Below are 16,311 nucleotides of genomic sequence, written 5' to 3'. Positions count from 1 at the left end.
GGGACGGATCAATCAAACATATCGGGCTGGGTGCGCAACAGGTTTTCCCAGATAGGCTGAAAGTGCAGCCAGCCAATGTATTCGCTCCCTACGTGCTCACGGCTGTAACGGGCACGTTCGGGGGTCACTAATGTGGGCGTCATGCCGGTTGCAGCGATCATCAATTGCTGCTGGCAGCAGCGTTCCAGCGCAATGAACCAGAAAGCGGCGGCTTCAATGCTGTGGCGGCTGGCCGTCAGCAAGCCATGGTTCTGGTGGATCGCCGCCTTGACGCCAGCAAAGGCGTTAGCCACTTTGTGACCGGCCTTGGTTTCCACCGCCACCTGGCCGGCTTCTTCGCGAATGACAACATGGTCTTCAAAAAAAGCGGCAGCATCCTGCGTAATGGGCAGGATTTCCTGACCCAGCGAGGCAAAGGCAGTGCCATAGACGGTATGCGCATGACACATGGCCACAATGTCAGGATGAGCCTCGTGCACGGCGGCATGCAGTACGAAACCTGCGCGGTTCAGGGCGTAATCCCCTTCCACCACCTTGCCTTCATGGTCAGCCAGGATCAGGTTCGAAACCTTCACGTCAGCAAAGTGCACGGCCATGGGATTGGTCCAGTACAGGCTGGGATGCTCGGGATCGCGAATGGTCAGATGGCCTGCAAAACCATAGTCCAGACCATGCAGGGCAAAGGCACGGCAGGCGGCCACCAGGCGCTGCTTCAAATGCGTGCGCGCCTCTTCAAAAGAATCAAACTGGGGCTCTTCCGGGTAGATCAGGCCTTGCTGCTCGGGCTGATAAATCGACTTTCGGCCCGTCATGGCCAAAATTTCATTGATATCGGGTTTAGCGTTCATGGGAAGGTCTCCTTCGGGTTCGGCAAGATGTTGCGTTGCCCGCACGCCAGCCCATCCAGCGCAGCGTACGGGTGAAACGTAAAACCATGGTAGAGGTCGAAAACCATGAATGACAAACGAAGCTTTTTCAGCTATTGATTAAAAATATTCACCTGTTTAAGGCGCCCTTATGCGAGCCATCCCTAATTTCGCCTGGCTACGAGCCTTTGAGTCGGCCGCCCGGCTGGAGAGTTTCAGCCTGGCGGCCGATGAGCTGCACCTGACTCCTTCTGCGATCAGCCATCAGGTCAAAAGCCTGGAAACTCATCTGGGACGTAGCCTGTTCGTACGTCACAACCGGCGTGTCAGCTTGAACAGCCAGGGCCAGGAGTTCTATCGGGAACTGACGCCCTTGCTGGACAAGCTGGCCCGACTTTGCGAGGACACGCAGGGCGAGAACGCAAGTGCGCACGCCTTGACTGTGCATTGCGCACCCAGCCTGGCGGTGAAATGGCTGGGGCCGCGTCTGCATGCCTTCATGCGGGAACATCCCGGCCTGGCCATCCATCTACGCACGGACGCCACACCACCCGATCTGCATCAGTCCACCGACATTGACTGCGTGATCAGCTACGGACATGCTCCCAGCCACGACCCTCGACTAGTGGTGGAATCGCTGCACCCTGAACCCCTGTTGCCTTTATGCTCGCCCAAACTCTATGCCAGTCTGGCTCTTCATCAGCCCTGGTACCTGCATTTGCCCTTGATCGACTCCACCATCAGTCCGGTCAGTTGGGCCGACTGGTTTGGCAGCAATGGCATGGCGGCCTCCCCCGGTCCACGTCTGTCCTTTGACCGCGGTGCCATGGCAGTTGCAGCAGCGGTGGATCAGTTGGGTGTCTGCCTGGAAACACAGCGCTTTGCCGAACGCGAACTGGATAATCGGGAACTGATCGTCTTGCCCGCCCCCAATGGTCGCAGCCTGCAACGCGAGATGCATTTTCTCTACTACCGCAATCACCGCGACACGCTCAAACGCGTGGAACACCTGCGTGAATGGCTGCTGCGCGAGGCCAGCCTGACCCCGATGCGCTAAGCAAAATTTCTGCCCTAGGGATTTCCCCCGACCTGCCAATTTTTCCTTGACACCTCGAATATCGCCCCACAATACTGAACTCTGTATACAGAACACAGAACTCACAAAAAGGAGGCAGTATGAAGGTGTTTTATGACAAGGACGGCGATCTGGCCCTGGTGCAGCAACGCCGGGTTGCCATCATCGGCTACGGCTCTCAAGGCCACGCACATGCATTGAATCTGCGTGATTCTGGCGTGGAAGTGGTCGTGGGTTTGCGCCCCAACAGTGCATCGCGTCAAAAGGCCGCCATTGCCCGTCTGGCTGTGGCTGATATCCCGTCTGCCGTTCAACAAGCCGACATCGTGATGATGCTGCTGCCTGACGAGGACATTGCCCGAGTCTACGAGCAGGAAGTCGCCCCCCACATCCGCCCCGGCGCCACACTGGGCTTTGCCCACGGTTTCAACATCCATTACGGCCAGATCCAGCCCCGCGACGATCTGGACGTCATCATGGTCGCCCCCAAGGCACCCGGCCATACGGTGCGCTCCACCTATGTGGAAGGCGGCGGGGTTCCACACCTGATCGCCATTCAGGCCGACCGCTCCGGCCAGGCTCGTGACTTGGCCTTGTCCTACGCCATCGCCAATGGCGGCGGGCGCTCTGGTGTCATCGAAACCGATTTTCGTGAAGAAACTGAAACAGATTTATTTGGCGAACAGGCGGTGCTCTGTGGCGGCATGGTGGATCTGGTCAAGTGTGGCTTCGAAACCTTGGTCGAGGCGGGCTATGCCGAAGAAATGGCCTATTTCGAATGCCTGCATGAACTGAAACTGATTGTGGACCTGCTCTACGAGGGCGGCATCGCCAACCTGAACTACAGCATCTCCAACAATGCCGAGTTTGGCGAATACCAGGCCGGTCCACGCATCGTGACCGAAAACACACGCCAGGCCATGAAAGCCTTGCTGCGCGACATCCAGGACGGCACCTATGCCAAGAATTTCATCCTGGAAAGCCGTGCCGGCCAACCTTCCTTGAATGCCCATCGACGCCTGAACCAGCGCCACCGCCTTGAAATCGTCGGCGAGCAGCTGCGCGCCATGATGCCCTGGATCAGCGCCCAGGCGCTGGTCGACCGAAAAGTAGCCTGACCCTTTCCACCATTGATCTGTACACGAGGACGACATGACCGAAAAGAAACTGATTCCCTACGGCGGCTATTACACCAACCGCATTCCTGATCACGACCCTGAATTGACCGAAGTCGGTCCTGGCACGCCCATGGGCGAGTACATGCGCCGCTTCTGGCATCCCGTCTGCATGGCAGCGGAACTGACCGATACCCCACGTTTTCTGAAAATCATGGGGGAAGAGCTGGTCGCCTTCCGCGACAAAAGCGGTCAGATCGGCCTGCTGCACGCCCATTGCGCCCACCGTGGTGCCTCCCTGGAGTACGGTGCCATCCAGGAAAAGGGCATTATGTGTTGCTATCACGGCATGGTGTTCGACGTAGACGGAACCTGTCTGCATGTCCCTTATCCAAAAGGCGAAGAGGCCGAGGGCGAGAAATACGCCTGCTCCATCCGTCAGGGTGCTTACAAGGCCTTCGAGCGCCATGGCCTGATTTTTGCCTATATGGGCCCACCCGATGCCGAACCTCCTTTCCCCGAATGGGAGGAAAACTTCACCGTCATGCCCGGCGATGAGCTGGTGGCTTTCAGCAATTTCCAGCACTGCAACTGGCTGCAAGTACAAGATAATGCCGCTGACAACTTCCACCCCACTGCCTTGCATGCCGCCAAGAACGTGGTAGGCGGCAACTACCAGGGCACCACCTTTGACGAAGTAGGCGCGGCCTCCATGGAAGTGGCGCCCGACATGCAGTTCATCCCTGTACACAATGGCCGCAGCCTGGCCTGCGCGGGTGCACGTCGTGCCAGCAAGGACAATCTGTTTATCCGTGTTCAGCACCAGGTCCTGCCCAATCTGAGCCTGCATGCCTACACCTCCGAAGACGGTGCCCAGCAAAAGTTTTTCAGCCGCTTTCACATCGTGCGCTGGACCGTTCCCGTGGACGACCAGAACAGCAAGATGATTGGCTGGCGCGTCATGGGCCCTGGCATTGATACACGCGGAGTGGGTAACAAGGAGATGGTGGGCTACGAGACCATCGACTTTCTGGAAGGGCAGGTTGCGATGCGCCGTCCCGAGCGCTTTGGACAATACAAGCTGGAAGATCTGCCACCCATCCCGTCCGACCATCGTGCCCGCCACAACTACAAGGAATGCCAACAGGCACCAGGCGATTACGAGGCCATCATCAGCCAACGCCCGATTGCCGTCCATGCTCTGGAGAACCCGACCAAGTTCGACGCCGGGCTGTACATGTTCCGCAAGATGTTGCGCGATGCCTTGCGTGGCTCCAACCCTGCCGCGACCCCCGAAGGCTTTGCCCAATGGCTGAAAGATTGTGGTGGCGCCCCCAACAGCTATTGCTCCGGCAATGTCCTGGCGATTCCCGAGTCCGAGGATTTGGCCCAGGAAGTCGCACGCCGCCGACATGCCACGCGCGAAATCGTGCGCATCCTGACCTCGGCCGACAATCTGAAAGGCTCGGAGCGCGAGGCTTTCGTCAAACAGAGCATGCAGGAACTTCAACAATCGCTCAGCGCTGTTGCTGCTGAATCCTGATCGCCTGTCGCACCCGCTCCAAAGGGGCGGGTGCCCCATACGGAGAGCGCCATGAACGCCATTGCAGAACCCGCCACTCCCGTCCAGGCGGCTACCAACCCGGACGGGCTGCTGTCACTGCGGATCCGGCAAATCCGCTACGAAGCACAAGGCATCAATTCTTATGAACTCAGCTGTCCTCAGGGTGGCGAGTTGCCCGCCTTCGAGGCCGGTGCCCATATAGACGTACATATTCAACCCGGCTTGATCCGCCAATACTCGCTGTGCAACCCGCCTCATGAGCGTCACCGTTACGTCATTGCTGTCCTGCGCGATGTCAATGGACGAGGCGGCTCACGCACCTTGCACGACGCCCTGCAGGTCCAGCAGCAAGTCACCGTCAGCACGCCTCGAAATCATTTCCGACTGGACCCGAACGCACGCCGCTCGATCCTGCTGGCCGGGGGGATAGGCATCACCCCCATCAAGGCGATGGCCCACTTTCTGGAATCGCAGGGCCAGCCCTTTGAATTGCATTACTGCACTCGCAGCCACGATACGGCCGCCTTTGGCTCCGAACTGCTCACATGGCAAGAGCAAGGCCGCCTGCATCTGCATCTGGACAACGGCAATCCCGCACAAGGTCTGAACCTGCAGGACTTGCTTGCCAATGCAGCTGAAGGCACCCACGTGTATTACTGCGGCCCAGCCGGCTTCATGCAGGCCTGTGCGCAGGCCAGCTCGCACTGGCCTGCCGGTTCCGTGCATTGCGAACACTTCAAGGCACCTGAACCTGCCCCTAATGCCAATACCCTGCCTCCCGGTGCCTTCGTGGCGCAAATTGCCAGTACCGGCCAGTGCATTGAGGTTGCTCCCGATCAATCCCTGAGCGATGCCTTGACGCAAGCCGGTGTGCCTATTGCCACCTCCTGCGTATCGGGCCTGTGTGGCACATGCCGCATCAACTACCTGCAAGGGGATGTTGATCACCAGGACTACATCCTCAGTCCCGACGAGCAAAGCCATTGCCTGACCGCCTGCGTTTCGCGCGCACGCTCGGGCGTACTGGTTCTGGACCTGTAAGGCCATCTCCTGGTCCTGGCTCCCGCCAGGGCACACCCCATTTACTTCGGGCACGCTCATGGCCCAAGGAGTCACCACAGCACCTGCTACAACGCGGCTGGCACACGGCCGCCATCAAACACTCCCCGGCAGCACAACGACGAACACAACAATATTCGCGGAGACAAACATGACTGCATTGAAAACCATGGTGGGGGGAATAGACCACCTGAACCGCTGTATCGGATTCATCATCAAATGGCTATTGCTGGCCACCACCATTCTGAGCGCCAGCAACGCCATCACTCGCAAGGCCTTTGACCTGAGCTCCAACGGCATGCTGGAAGCTCAGTGGTACCTGTATGCGGCTGTCTTTCTCTTGGGAGGAGGCTACGCATTTCTGCATAACAGCCATGTGCGTATCGACTTTGTTTCCACCCGCCTGGGGGCGCGGGGACGCAACCTGGTCGACATCGCCGGGATTGTTGTCGTCCTGATCCCGTTCTGTATTTTTGTCATCAACCTGAGCTGGGGCTTCTTCACCGCCGCCTGGCATTCGGGTGAAATGTCCGGCAATGCCGGCGGGCTTGTACGCTGGCCCGCCTATCTGCTGATTCCTGCCGGCTTTAGCCTGCTGTTGCTTCAGGGCTTGGCCGAGCTGGTCAAACGTATTCTGTTCCTGACAGGCAAAGGGCCGGACTGCATTGCTGAAGATAATGCCCAGGACACGCCTATTCAGGTGCCCGCCCAAGCACTATCGACCGCACAGGAGGGTGCACGATGATTGCCACCTTTATCACGGACTACTTCGTCCCCATCATGTTCCTGAGCCTGATCGTGCTCTTGCTGACCGGCTTTCCTGTGGCCTTCGGGCTGGCCGCCACCGGCCTGGTATTTGGCGTACTAGGCATTGCACTGGACCTGTTTCCGACCAATCTGTTCCAGGTTTTGCCGCTGCGCATCTTTGGCATCATGCAAAACGAAACCATGCTGGCCATCCCCTTTTTCACGCTAATGGGCATCATCCTGGAACGGTCGGGCATGGCAGAAGACCTGCTTGAAACCATGGGCCAGCTCTTTGGTGCTGTCCGTGGTGGCCTGGCCGTTTCGGTTGTCCTGGTAGGGGCCCTGCTGGCCGCCTCCACCGGCGTCACATCGGCGGTGGTGATCTCCATGGGCCTGATCTCCTTGCCCGTCATGCTGCGCTACGGCTACAAGCCGGAAATTGCTACGGGCGTCATCACCGCCTCCGGTGCTCTGGTACAGGCGTTGCCGCCGTCTCTGGTCCTGATTGTGATGGCCGATCAATTGGGTCGATCAGTCGGAGACATGTACGCAGCGGCACTGGGCCCCGGTCTCTTGCTGCTGGTGATCTACATTACATTCGTCATTGTTCTGGCCTTGTTCCGCCCCTCCTGGATGCCAGCACTGCCAGAACAGGCCAGAAGTCAGGTGACGGCCACTGGTGCAAGCGGACGACGGTCGCTGGGCATGTTGGTCCTGCTGTGCGCCTTCATCGGGTTTACCTGGGCAGGCCTGCACAACGAAGTCATGGCCCAGGTCTTTTCCCAGCCGGCTCAGGCCCCCACGGATCAAGTGGCCATCACCGCCCTGGTTGTCGCCTCCCTGAGTGCGCTGCTGTTTGCGACGGTAAATCGCGTGACAGGCTGGGGACTGCTCTCGCAACTGGCCGAACGCTTTGTCTTCGCCCTGATCCCACCAGTCATCCTGATCTTTCTGGTCCTTGGCACCATATTCCTGGGAATTGCCACACCAACAGAAGGCGGGGCCATGGGTGCAATTGGCGCGCTGATACTGGCCTTGATACGCAAACGCCTGAACTGGTCCTTGCTCAATCAAGCTCTGGAAAATACCGCCAAGCTGGCTATTTTCGTGATGTTCATCCTAATCGGCTCCACCGTCTTCAGCTTCACATTCAGTGCCGCAGACGGCCACTTGTGGGTAGAGCACCTGTTTGATGCCATTCCCGGCGGCGAACTGGGTTTTGTCATTGCCGTCAGCGCCATCATCTTTGTGCTGGGCATGTTCCTGGACTTTTTTGAAATTGCATTCATTGTGGTCCCCTTACTGGCACCCGTCGCCAACAGCCTGGGCATTGATCTGATCTGGTTCGGTATCGTGATTGCTCTGGTCCTGCAAACCTCCTTTCTGACACCCCCGTTCGGTTTTGCCTTGTTGTATTTGCGCAGCGTGGCACCTCGATCCGACTATGTAGATTCCGTTAGCCAGCAAACTATTCCAAGGGTTCGTACCCAGCAGATCTGGAAGGGCTCAGCCTACTTCGTCGTACTACAATTGCTGGTGGTGGGTATTGTGATTGCCTATCCGCAACTGGTAACGGGAGGCTTGCATAAAACAGTCAGCCTGAGCGATGAAGAAATCCTGCTCCAGCTGAACCGTCCCGCCCCCATGCTCAGCCCAGGAGCAATACAGGCAGACGACCCGCTAAGCAACCCGTTCGAGGTACAAGCGACGTCAGACCAGGACCCCATGGCGGCGCTCTTGCAATCCATGCGGACCACGCCCTGATGTAAACCCAGGGCCGCAGTCAGGCTGCGGCCTTAACTTGTTTTTTGTTTGTAGCGGAGTTCCAGACCTCATGCATGCCAAGCTTTCCGGTAAGTTGCAGGCCCGTCCACACTATGTAGACGAGGTCTACCGCATCCTGCTCGATGCCATCAGCGACGGCTCCCTGGCCCCCGGCTCGCGAATCACTCAGGAAGACATTGCCGAGCAGCTCAAAGTGTCACGCTCGCCCGTGTTGCAAGCCATCCAGCTCCTGAAGAAAGATGGATTGCTGCAAGACGCCGAAGGGCGGGGCGTCATGGTGGCCCCGCTGGATCTGGAACATATCGGGCATCTGTACCAGGTGCGGGGCGCCTTGGAAGCGTTGGCAACCAAGCTGGCGGCACGCCAAAGTGCCGTACTGGACCCGGACCTGATCCGTCTGGGTCGCAAGGTTGCTCGTGGTCATGACGTACGCGCCATGATCGAAGCCGATGAAGCCTTTCACAAAGCGATTTACGAAGCGTCGGGCAACCCCATGATCGCCGAGAGTGCACAGGTTCATTGGGTACACCTGCGGCGTGTCATGGGGGCGGTACTGCAATCGGCAGAACAGCGTCTGTCCATCTGGGACGAACATGAAGAACTGGCTGCGGCCATTTCCTCTGGCGACGAAGCTGGGGCACTCGCCATCTGCGAGCGACATATGCACAACGCCAGTGAAAAACTGCTGAGCCGCCTGCAGGAAATACTGGAACAGCCGGCCTGAGGACAATACAAAAGAACGCCCCTGTTAAAGGGGCGTTCTTCATTCCACTGTACGTCCTTTATCAGGAGGACTCCCCTTACTCCATTCCCGCCAGCGCCGCTACCGGCACAGGCTTCACAGGCGCCTGGGCCTTGTAAATTCCAACCTGATCTATGCCCCTACCCAAACGGCTGGCCAGCATCTGCGCCACGGTGTGCTGGCAATAGCGCCCCTGACACATCCCCATTCCGGTACGGCAGGCCAGTTTGATGCTGTTGATGTCCGCCACATAAGGATGGGCGTCCAGAAACTGGTTCACCTCCTGTGCCGTGACTTCCTCGCAGCGGCACACCACGGTATCCGGGGTGATCGCCTGGGCCAATGCCTCCAGCTTGGGGGCCGACAAGGTAATAACGGTGTCAGTAAAACGACGATTACGACCCAGGCGCAGTTGCAGGTCAGCAATGGTTTTTTCTATCTCTGTCACGGCAGTTGGCGGCTGCAATTCCAGCACACATTGCCACGCGGCCAGTTCACCTTGCAGATGAGCATTGAATGCCCCTGCAATGCCCGTCTGCTCTCCAGCAACCAGCACGCCTGACTGAGTACTGTGCAGCCTGTCATCATGCTGTACCAGCCAGCCGCCAGCAGCGCTGTCCCACCTCACGGCACAGCCAGCCTGACGTGCCAGTTCCGTACTGGCGAGCAGGCCATAACCCACGACCACCGTGTCTACCTCTACACGTCTTTGTGTACCCGCGATGGCGTGCCAGTTTTGATCCACTTTACATAGCGTGGCAGCCTGAACGGACTCGTCCCCATGGGCACGCTCTATACCCGTTGCAAAGCGCAAAGGCACGCCATGACGACGCAGTTTCAGCAAAATCGCCAGCAGTTGCTTAACCAGTCTGGACTGTCCCGGTAGAGCACGTGTAGCGCGCAGCATTTCCTTCATGGACGGCAAGCTGCGAGCAATGGCAACTTCGGCAATCTGTGCACCGGCATCCAGCAACAGCTCTGCGACCAAAAGCAGCAAGGGATGGCCGCCCACCAGCAAAAAACGTTGCCCCGGCATCAGGCTTTGGCTCTTGATCATGGTTTGCACCCCACCCGCGCTCAGCACGCCCGGCAAGGTCCAGCCGGGAAAGGCCACGGGCAAGTCATAGGCCCCGGTCGCAATCAGCACTCGGCGGGCTTTCAGCACGGAAGCCCCCTGTGGGCCAGCAATGCCGATCTGACGCACATGCTCATCCTGCGGATCGTCAAAAATCCCCCACACCAGGGTACTGGAATGCCACTGCACGGCCGTGGTACCACGCGCCCATTCAAACAAGCTGTGTGAAAAAGGATAGGTGTGCATGGAGTCCGGATCCGCCGCTGCAAACTCCTCGGGCGCCTGCCTGAACACCTGCCCGCCAAAGCGCGGCTGCTCGTCCAGCACGGCCACGCTTAAACCCTGTGAGCTGGCAATACGGGCCGCAGACAGTCCTGCCGGACCTGCCCCCACAATCAATAAATCCAGAATGTCAGACATGGTCGGCTACCTCGATCTGCATACCGCTACGCACCGTGGTCATGCAACTGCGCTGCCCCTGCATACCGTCAATGGTCACAATGCAGTCAAAGCACACACCCATATTGCACACCGGGCGACGGGGTGCACCACTGGCGGTACGGCGAAAGGCACCGACTCCAGCCGCCAGCAAGACTGTCGCCACCGTTTCACCGAGATAACAGGCGGTCTCATGACCATTAATAGTCACCACGGCAGGCTCGAAGCGCTGGCGTTTGTGCAGCAAGCGTTGTGCGTCAGGCAAAGGTCAAACTCCTAAAGCGATCAGGATCATAGGCAGAGATATCCAGACTGGGCGGCTGGCCCAGCATCTGCGCCACCAGCAAATGGGCGTAGGTCAAACCCAGGGTGAATGCGGCTCCGCCGGTGGCAATGAACAAACCGGGGCGGTGCGGCACCTGACCTAGCAAAGGCAATTGGTCCGACACCAAAGAGGTCACCCCGGTCCAGGAGCGCAACACGGGCAAGGAGGCCAGTTGGGGGACCACGCTGCAGGCGGTATGCACGCTGCGTTGCAAAGAATCCAGGTTCAGGCTGGGTTTGCGTTCCAGATCCGCGATCCCATTACGATGATGCAGTTTGGAAGGCCAACCGCCGCCAATCAGCACCGTGCCTTCTGCCGTTTGCTTCAAGGAGAGGCGTCGCCCCACGTGCTGGAACAGGTAATCCATGAAGGGAGCGGTGCGCGCGGTGGCCGTCATGGTCAGAGCAATCGGGCTGACGGGTAACTGCGAACCTGTCATTTGCGCAATGCGCCCGGACCAGACACCGGCAGCAATCAGAACCTGCTTGCTGCGACATTGCTCGCCACTGAGCACTTGGGCCTGCCAGTCAGAACCCACACGCTTCAAGTCCACAACCTGGCATTGGCTGACGATCTGTGCCCCCAGAGCACGTGCGGCGGCGGCCAGGGCCAGACTGGCACGGCGCGGGTCGGCCTTGCCTTCGTCAGCACAAAAAGCCCCCATCAGCACGGAGTCCGACAAATAGGGCGCTTTGGCTTGTAATGCGGCCCGGTCCAGTAGCTCCACCTTCAGCCCGGCCTGGTTTTCCAGACGGCTTTTTTGTTCCAGAACCTGGGCTTGCTGTGCCGTTTCCGCCAGCATGAAACCACCTTTCTGGCGCACACCCACCGACACACCCAACTGATCTTCCAGAGCCCGCCAGCGGGCAATGGCGTCCACATGCAAGGGCATGGCTTGCAAGGCGCGTTTGCTGGCCTCCAGGCCCGCCTCGATCATGCGGTATTCCATCTGGAAATGCAGGCTGCCCGCATTCTGGCTGGATGCCTGCAGGCCCAGCTCACCTTGTTCGATCAAGGTCACAGGCACCCCTGCCAGGCTCAGATAATAGGCAGCGGCACAGCCCAGCAGCCCGCCGCCAATGATCAGGACATCCGTCCGGGCGGGCAGGGAGCCAGGGGCACAGGCAGGTAGGGGGGAAAGAGAATCAGGCTTGGGGCTCATAGTGTAGTGATGCGGTACACCGTTCGCCCCGGATCAAGACAAATCAGGGGACGGGCGGGGTAATCGACATGATGATTTCCGCTTCCTCCGTTCCCCGGTTCAGGTAACGGTGGCTTTGGCGTGCATCAAAGCTGATGTTCTCGCCAGCTTTGACGTCAAAACTTACCTTATCAATCTCTGCAGTAATGACACCCCGGACCACATAGACACTTTCCAGGGACGGGTGCGACATATCGTCCATGGACTGTTGACCAACTTCGTAAACAGCCCGGAACACTTCCATCTCGCCATTGCCACGGGTGAGCCGTTCATAGACGACGCCCCCACGCGGGCCACGCAACAACATGCGTTCACCTGGGCGGCTGATCCATACCGACGGCCCCTTGCTGGTATCCATGAACAAGGAAGACATGGATTCCCCAAAGATCCCGCTGAGCTTGCGCAGGGTCGTCAAACTGGGTGTGGTGACACCGCGTTCTACCTGACTGAGCAGCGTGGGCGAGAGCTTGACCATCTGACCCAGCTCCCGCAGGGACAGACCCTTGGCCACGCGCAGCTCATGAAGTCGTTTGCCTATCATTCTGAAGTCCTATGTTCGTGTAGTTATGTGTAGCCGAACTTCACGAATTATAGGGTAAGAGAGGCAGCCTAATGGTGTGCAAATGCATGTTCCGAAACTGCACAAACCGTGCAGTTTCAGTGCTGAATTCTTCCAGACTTTACACGTGTGCACAAGCACTTTACACGCAGCACCGATATGAACGCCACAAATGGCAATCACAAGCTATTGTTTTTAAACAATATTTAACCTAGGGAAAATACGTAGTCCGGTTTTTCAACAAAAAACTACAGGCCTAAAGTATTATTTAACCGTAAATTATGTGCAGTTTTATTGCACAATCTTGTATACAGCCCCTGTACGGGCATAAACGGAGACTTCATGACATCGCCTGTTTTGCCATTGGCTATTGAACAAATTGATCACGCCGCCTGGACCGTACCCGATCTGGATGCGGCCATTGCTTTTTATGAACGCCTGTTTGGTGCCCGCCAGCTCTACCGTCTGGGGCCCATCAACAGTGCCGAGCTGCCCCGTTCTGCTCAAGGCAAAGACTGGACCCACGCCCACCTGGACGTACCTGATGCCAAGCTGGAATTGGCCTTTATGGTGCTGCCCAATGGCTTTCATATCGAACTGTTTGCCTACGCGCAACCTGCCAGCGACACCCAAAAAGCCTTGAAGTCCAACCATGTGGGTGCACATCACCTGGGTTTTCTGGTGGCCGATCTGGATCAGGCAGTTGCACAACTTGAACAGCACGGCTGCACAGTATTGGACCGCATCGCCTTTGATACCGGCCCGACCGCCGGGGCTCAATTCCAGTACTTCACCGACCCCTGGGGCAATATTTTTGAACTGGTCCAACGCAGTCAGCCACTGAACGCCCCCCAGGGCCGTGAGTGCGTGAATCCGGCATCGCTCTACAACAGCACCAACTTCGGTTTCTCGCACGCGGTCGTGCAGGACAACAGCCGCACCGTGCATCTGGCCGGACAAGTCGCCTGGAACGGTGAAGGGCAGTTGGTGGGCGCAGGCGATCGCATCGCACAAACCCGCCAGGCTTTGCAGAACCTGAAAACCGTCCTGAAAGAAGCCGGTGCCAGCCCGCGCGATGTCGTGCGTTTGCGCACCTACCTGGTCGGCCACACACCTGAAGAGCTGGGCCCGATCTGCGCACTGATCAACGAGTTTTACGAGGGGGCCGAACCGGCTGCCAACACCTTGCTGGGAGTCGCCAATCTGGCGCTGCCAGACATGCTGGTCGAGATCGAAGCCACTGCACGTCTGCCCTGAGCCAGAGGCCTCCTCTTTTCTTCAACCCATACAAGTGACACACATGAGCAAGAAACACAGGGTGAACTGGAAGGGCTATATCCCGACCATCATCACCCCTTTTGATGAAGCACGACAGCTGGATGTACCGGCACTGCACAGCATGCTGGAATGGCTGCATGCCGAGGGCATGCACGGTCTGTTTGTAGGCGGCACCACCAGCGAATGGACCAGCCTGTCCAACCAGGAGCGAGTAGACCTGTTCCGCGCCAGTGCCGACGCCATGCGCGGCAAGCTGCCTTTGCTGGCGGGCTGTACCGGCTACACACCCGCCGAAGTGGTCGCTCTTGCTCAAGAGGCCCAGGCACTGGGCTATGAAGGGGTCGTGATTGCGCCGCCCCCGTATGTACGCCCCAATGACAAGGAAATCCTGGCCTTTTACCAGCAGATCGCCAAAGAAATCACCCTGCCTATCGTGATTTACAACTGGCCTGCCGGAACCGGGATCGACCTGTCCGTTGATTTGCTGGAGCAGTTAAGCGATATCGATGGTGTCGTCGGCATCAAGCAATCCAGCCCCAGCATTGAACAATTCATCAAGACGCTGTTCCGCCTGAAAGACAAGGTCCGCGTGTACGGCTTTCGCATGGATGAGCACGGCCTGTCCCTGCTGCAAAGTGTGGATGGCGATGGCACGATTGGCGCAGGCGGTGTGCTGGGCCGTTATCAGCCCGATTTTTACAACCACATCTGGCGCGGCGATATAGACGCTGCCCGCGCCTGCGGCCAGAAAGACATACAGATTCTGCAACGCTGGTACACACCCGAGCTGATCGGCCGCTACGGCTCTTCACCTTCGGTGCTGAAAGTTGCATTCAAGATGCGCGGCGTACCCGTGCAGCCCTATGTACGCCGCCCCATTCTGGAGGTCGAGGACACCGAGATAGAAGTGATACGCCAAACTTTGGTCGAGCTTGAGCTGATCTAAGACCCCTGTTGCGAGTACCGCCGGTACTCGCCCCCACACCCCCTTCGCTGATACACGGCGCAGGCACTTTGCCCTGCCTGCTTTGTTGCGCCTGTTTCTTGCTGCATCACTTGCGGTAGGGGGATTGCTGCACGCTTTTTTTATCTACCACGAAGGAGAAGAGGAATTGAAAACAAGAAATAAAACCGCTGTCGGTACGGCCCTGTTTTTACTGATGGCCAGCTCGGCAGCCCACGCATCCATCACCCTGTACGGGATTCTGGACACGGGTGTTGGCTACGACATGAACAAAGGCAATAGCAGCTACAGCCGTGATCGAACCGATGCTACCGAGTTCAAGACCTCGCGTCTGGGCCCCAACAGCGGGGTGCACTTTGGCAGCCGCTGGGGTATCCGTGGCACGGAAGATCTGGGCAACGGGCTGCAAGCCAAGTTTGTGCTGGAAAGCGGCTTTGATGTGCCCACCGGCCAATCCATCCAGGGTGGTCGCCTGTTCGGCCGTCAGGCCACACTGGGTCTGGCAGGCGAGGACTGGGGGCAGGTGGATTTCGGCCTGAAAAACAATATGCCGACCGAATACTTCAGCATGGCTCACCCCTTGGGTGGCGGCGGCGGGATTGTAGGCTTTGGATCGACCTTCAGCGTGGCCAACACGGTGCGTTACGACAACCAGATCCAATACCAATCGCCCACGCTGAACGGCTTTCAGTTCGGTATTGGCTATTCCTTCAACATCAACGGCAAGCAGCACTGGGATAGCGAGCACCCGGATGGCACCAACAGCAAGGACAACAATATCCGTGCAGTGACCACCGGCCTGCGCTACAACAACGGCCCCTTGAGTGCCGCTCTGGTGTACGACCAACTGCACATCAATAAACAGTCTGCCAGCGGTGCACGTCCTGCTGCCGACTCCACCCGTGTCAGCGCCTGGGCGGGTGCGGCCAGCTACGACTTTGATGTCGTCAAAGTGTTTGCCGGTATCGGCCAGACTCGCGATGGTCTGTTCGCCACCCAGGTCTTTGGCCTGAGCAACGTCACCAACCCGCTGCCATCCTTTGCGGCCGTTCCAGGCTTGCGGATCAACTCCTACTCCTTTGGGGTGACCACACCCCTGGCCGGTGGGCGCTTCTCGCTGGGCTGGAACATGGCTGATCCACGCAGCTTGCCAGAGAGCATTACCGGCCCCAATGCGCAAACCAAACGTCAGCACGTGTACTCGGTGGGTTACCAGTACGACCTGTCCAAGCGCACCATGGTGTACGTATACGGCGGCTATGCACAGAACCTGACCTTCTTGCCAGACGCACGTGCTACGCAGCTGTACGTGGCCTTTAACCACAAGTTCTAAAGCGGGATGCCCCCTCGGGGGCCATGCCGTAACTCGCTGTACTGTTTTTCCGTAGATACGCGATTCTGTTCCGCGATATCTGTTTTTATACGCCCCTCTACGCTAGCCGTAAGGGGCGTTTTTTTACCGCCTGACCGTCCCAAGACTCGGTGGTTAAAAAAAACTCCTCTCGAGGGGGCTGCAAG

Annotated in this window: 15 protein-coding genes; 10 read left to right on the top strand and 5 right to left on the bottom strand. The window is 58.2% G+C overall.

The window, feature by feature from the left end:
• Window positions 1-8: 8 nt before the first annotated feature.
• On the bottom strand, window positions 9-848 hold the full coding sequence (locus DUD43_RS00140; RefSeq protein WP_042485022.1) for a class II aldolase/adducin family protein: 840 nt from the start codon (window positions 846-848) through the stop codon (window positions 9-11).
• A 169-nt stretch (window positions 849-1,017) separates the two neighbouring features.
• Between DUD43_RS00140 and DUD43_RS00135 the strand changes: the two genes are divergently transcribed.
• The 7 genes from DUD43_RS00135 to DUD43_RS00105 all read left to right on the top strand — a co-directional run bounded on the left by DUD43_RS00135 (window position 1,018) and on the right by DUD43_RS00105 (window position 8,935).
• On the top strand, window positions 1,018-1,923 hold the full coding sequence (locus tag DUD43_RS00135; RefSeq protein WP_153228643.1) for a LysR substrate-binding domain-containing protein: 906 nt from the start codon (window positions 1,018-1,020) through the stop codon (window positions 1,921-1,923).
• A 74-nt stretch (window positions 1,924-1,997) separates the two neighbouring features.
• A complete protein-coding gene (gene ilvC / locus DUD43_RS00130; protein ID WP_416202953.1) occupies window positions 1,998-3,059 on the top strand; it encodes a ketol-acid reductoisomerase in 1,062 nt (353 codons plus the stop codon).
• Window positions 3,060-3,093: 34 nt separating this feature from the next.
• Window positions 3,094-4,599, top strand: coding sequence for a Rieske 2Fe-2S domain-containing protein (locus DUD43_RS00125; protein ID WP_042485031.1), 1,506 nt, complete (start codon window positions 3,094-3,096; stop codon window positions 4,597-4,599).
• A gap of 51 nt (window positions 4,600-4,650) precedes the next feature.
• A complete protein-coding gene (locus DUD43_RS00120) occupies window positions 4,651-5,661 on the top strand; it encodes a PDR/VanB family oxidoreductase (protein WP_153228641.1) in 1,011 nt (336 codons plus the stop codon).
• 169 nt (window positions 5,662-5,830) lie between these two features.
• On the top strand, window positions 5,831-6,424 hold the full coding sequence (locus DUD43_RS00115; RefSeq protein ID WP_045930479.1) for a TRAP transporter small permease subunit: 594 nt from the start codon (window positions 5,831-5,833) through the stop codon (window positions 6,422-6,424).
• Entirely contained in the window at window positions 6,421-8,190 is a 1,770-nt protein-coding gene (locus tag DUD43_RS00110; protein WP_109089816.1) for a TRAP transporter large permease, read from the top strand. Before DUD43_RS00115 ends, DUD43_RS00110 begins: the two co-directional genes overlap by 4 nt.
• 70 nt (window positions 8,191-8,260) lie before the next feature.
• On the top strand, window positions 8,261-8,935 hold the full coding sequence (locus DUD43_RS00105; RefSeq protein WP_153228640.1) for a GntR family transcriptional regulator: 675 nt from the start codon (window positions 8,261-8,263) through the stop codon (window positions 8,933-8,935).
• Window positions 8,936-9,011: 76 nt separating this feature from the next.
• On the opposite strand, the gene DUD43_RS00100 is transcribed toward DUD43_RS00105, so the two are convergent.
• Genes DUD43_RS00100 through DUD43_RS00085 form a run of 4 tightly spaced genes read right to left on the bottom strand, consistent with a single transcriptional unit; the run spans window position 9,012 to window position 12,533 of the window.
• A complete protein-coding gene (locus DUD43_RS00100) occupies window positions 9,012-10,448 on the bottom strand; it encodes an NAD(P)/FAD-dependent oxidoreductase (RefSeq protein WP_153228639.1) in 1,437 nt (478 codons plus the stop codon).
• Window positions 10,441-10,731 (bottom strand): (2Fe-2S)-binding protein, encoded by a 291-nt coding sequence (locus DUD43_RS00095; RefSeq protein WP_042485073.1) that lies wholly within the window; start codon window positions 10,729-10,731, stop codon window positions 10,441-10,443. Before DUD43_RS00095 ends, DUD43_RS00100 begins: the two co-directional genes overlap by 8 nt.
• Window positions 10,724-11,953, bottom strand: a complete 1,230-nt coding sequence (locus DUD43_RS00090) for an NAD(P)/FAD-dependent oxidoreductase (RefSeq protein ID WP_153228638.1) — start codon at window positions 11,951-11,953, stop codon at window positions 10,724-10,726. The genes DUD43_RS00095 and DUD43_RS00090 overlap by 8 nt, the downstream gene beginning before the upstream one ends.
• A gap of 43 nt (window positions 11,954-11,996) precedes the next feature.
• Window positions 11,997-12,533 carry a helix-turn-helix domain-containing protein gene (locus DUD43_RS00085; protein ID WP_026483973.1) on the bottom strand — a complete coding sequence of 179 codons (537 nt, stop codon included), beginning with the start codon at window positions 12,531-12,533 and terminating at the stop codon, window positions 11,997-11,999.
• Window positions 12,534-12,893: 360 nt separating this feature from the next.
• On the opposite strand from DUD43_RS00085, the gene DUD43_RS19150 reads away from it, so the two are divergent.
• The 3 genes from DUD43_RS19150 to DUD43_RS00065 all read left to right on the top strand — a co-directional run bounded on the left by DUD43_RS19150 (window position 12,894) and on the right by DUD43_RS00065 (window position 16,126).
• Window positions 12,894-13,808, top strand: a complete 915-nt coding sequence (locus tag DUD43_RS19150) for a Rid family hydrolase (protein WP_228125860.1) — start codon at window positions 12,894-12,896, stop codon at window positions 13,806-13,808.
• Between the two features lie 43 nt (window positions 13,809-13,851).
• On the top strand, window positions 13,852-14,775 hold the full coding sequence (locus tag DUD43_RS00070) for a dihydrodipicolinate synthase family protein (protein WP_153228637.1): 924 nt from the start codon (window positions 13,852-13,854) through the stop codon (window positions 14,773-14,775).
• Between the two features lie 166 nt (window positions 14,776-14,941).
• Window positions 14,942-16,126, top strand: coding sequence for a porin (locus DUD43_RS00065; RefSeq protein WP_153228636.1), 1,185 nt, complete (start codon window positions 14,942-14,944; stop codon window positions 16,124-16,126).
• Window positions 16,127-16,311 lie beyond the last annotated feature (185 nt).

The organism is Alcaligenes faecalis (genome assembly GCF_009497775.1).
Taxonomy (GTDB): domain Bacteria; phylum Pseudomonadota; class Gammaproteobacteria; order Burkholderiales; family Burkholderiaceae_B; genus Alcaligenes; species Alcaligenes faecalis_D.
The sequence above is the reverse complement of the archived record's forward strand: the minus strand, read 5'-3'. Positions and strand labels throughout refer to the sequence as shown.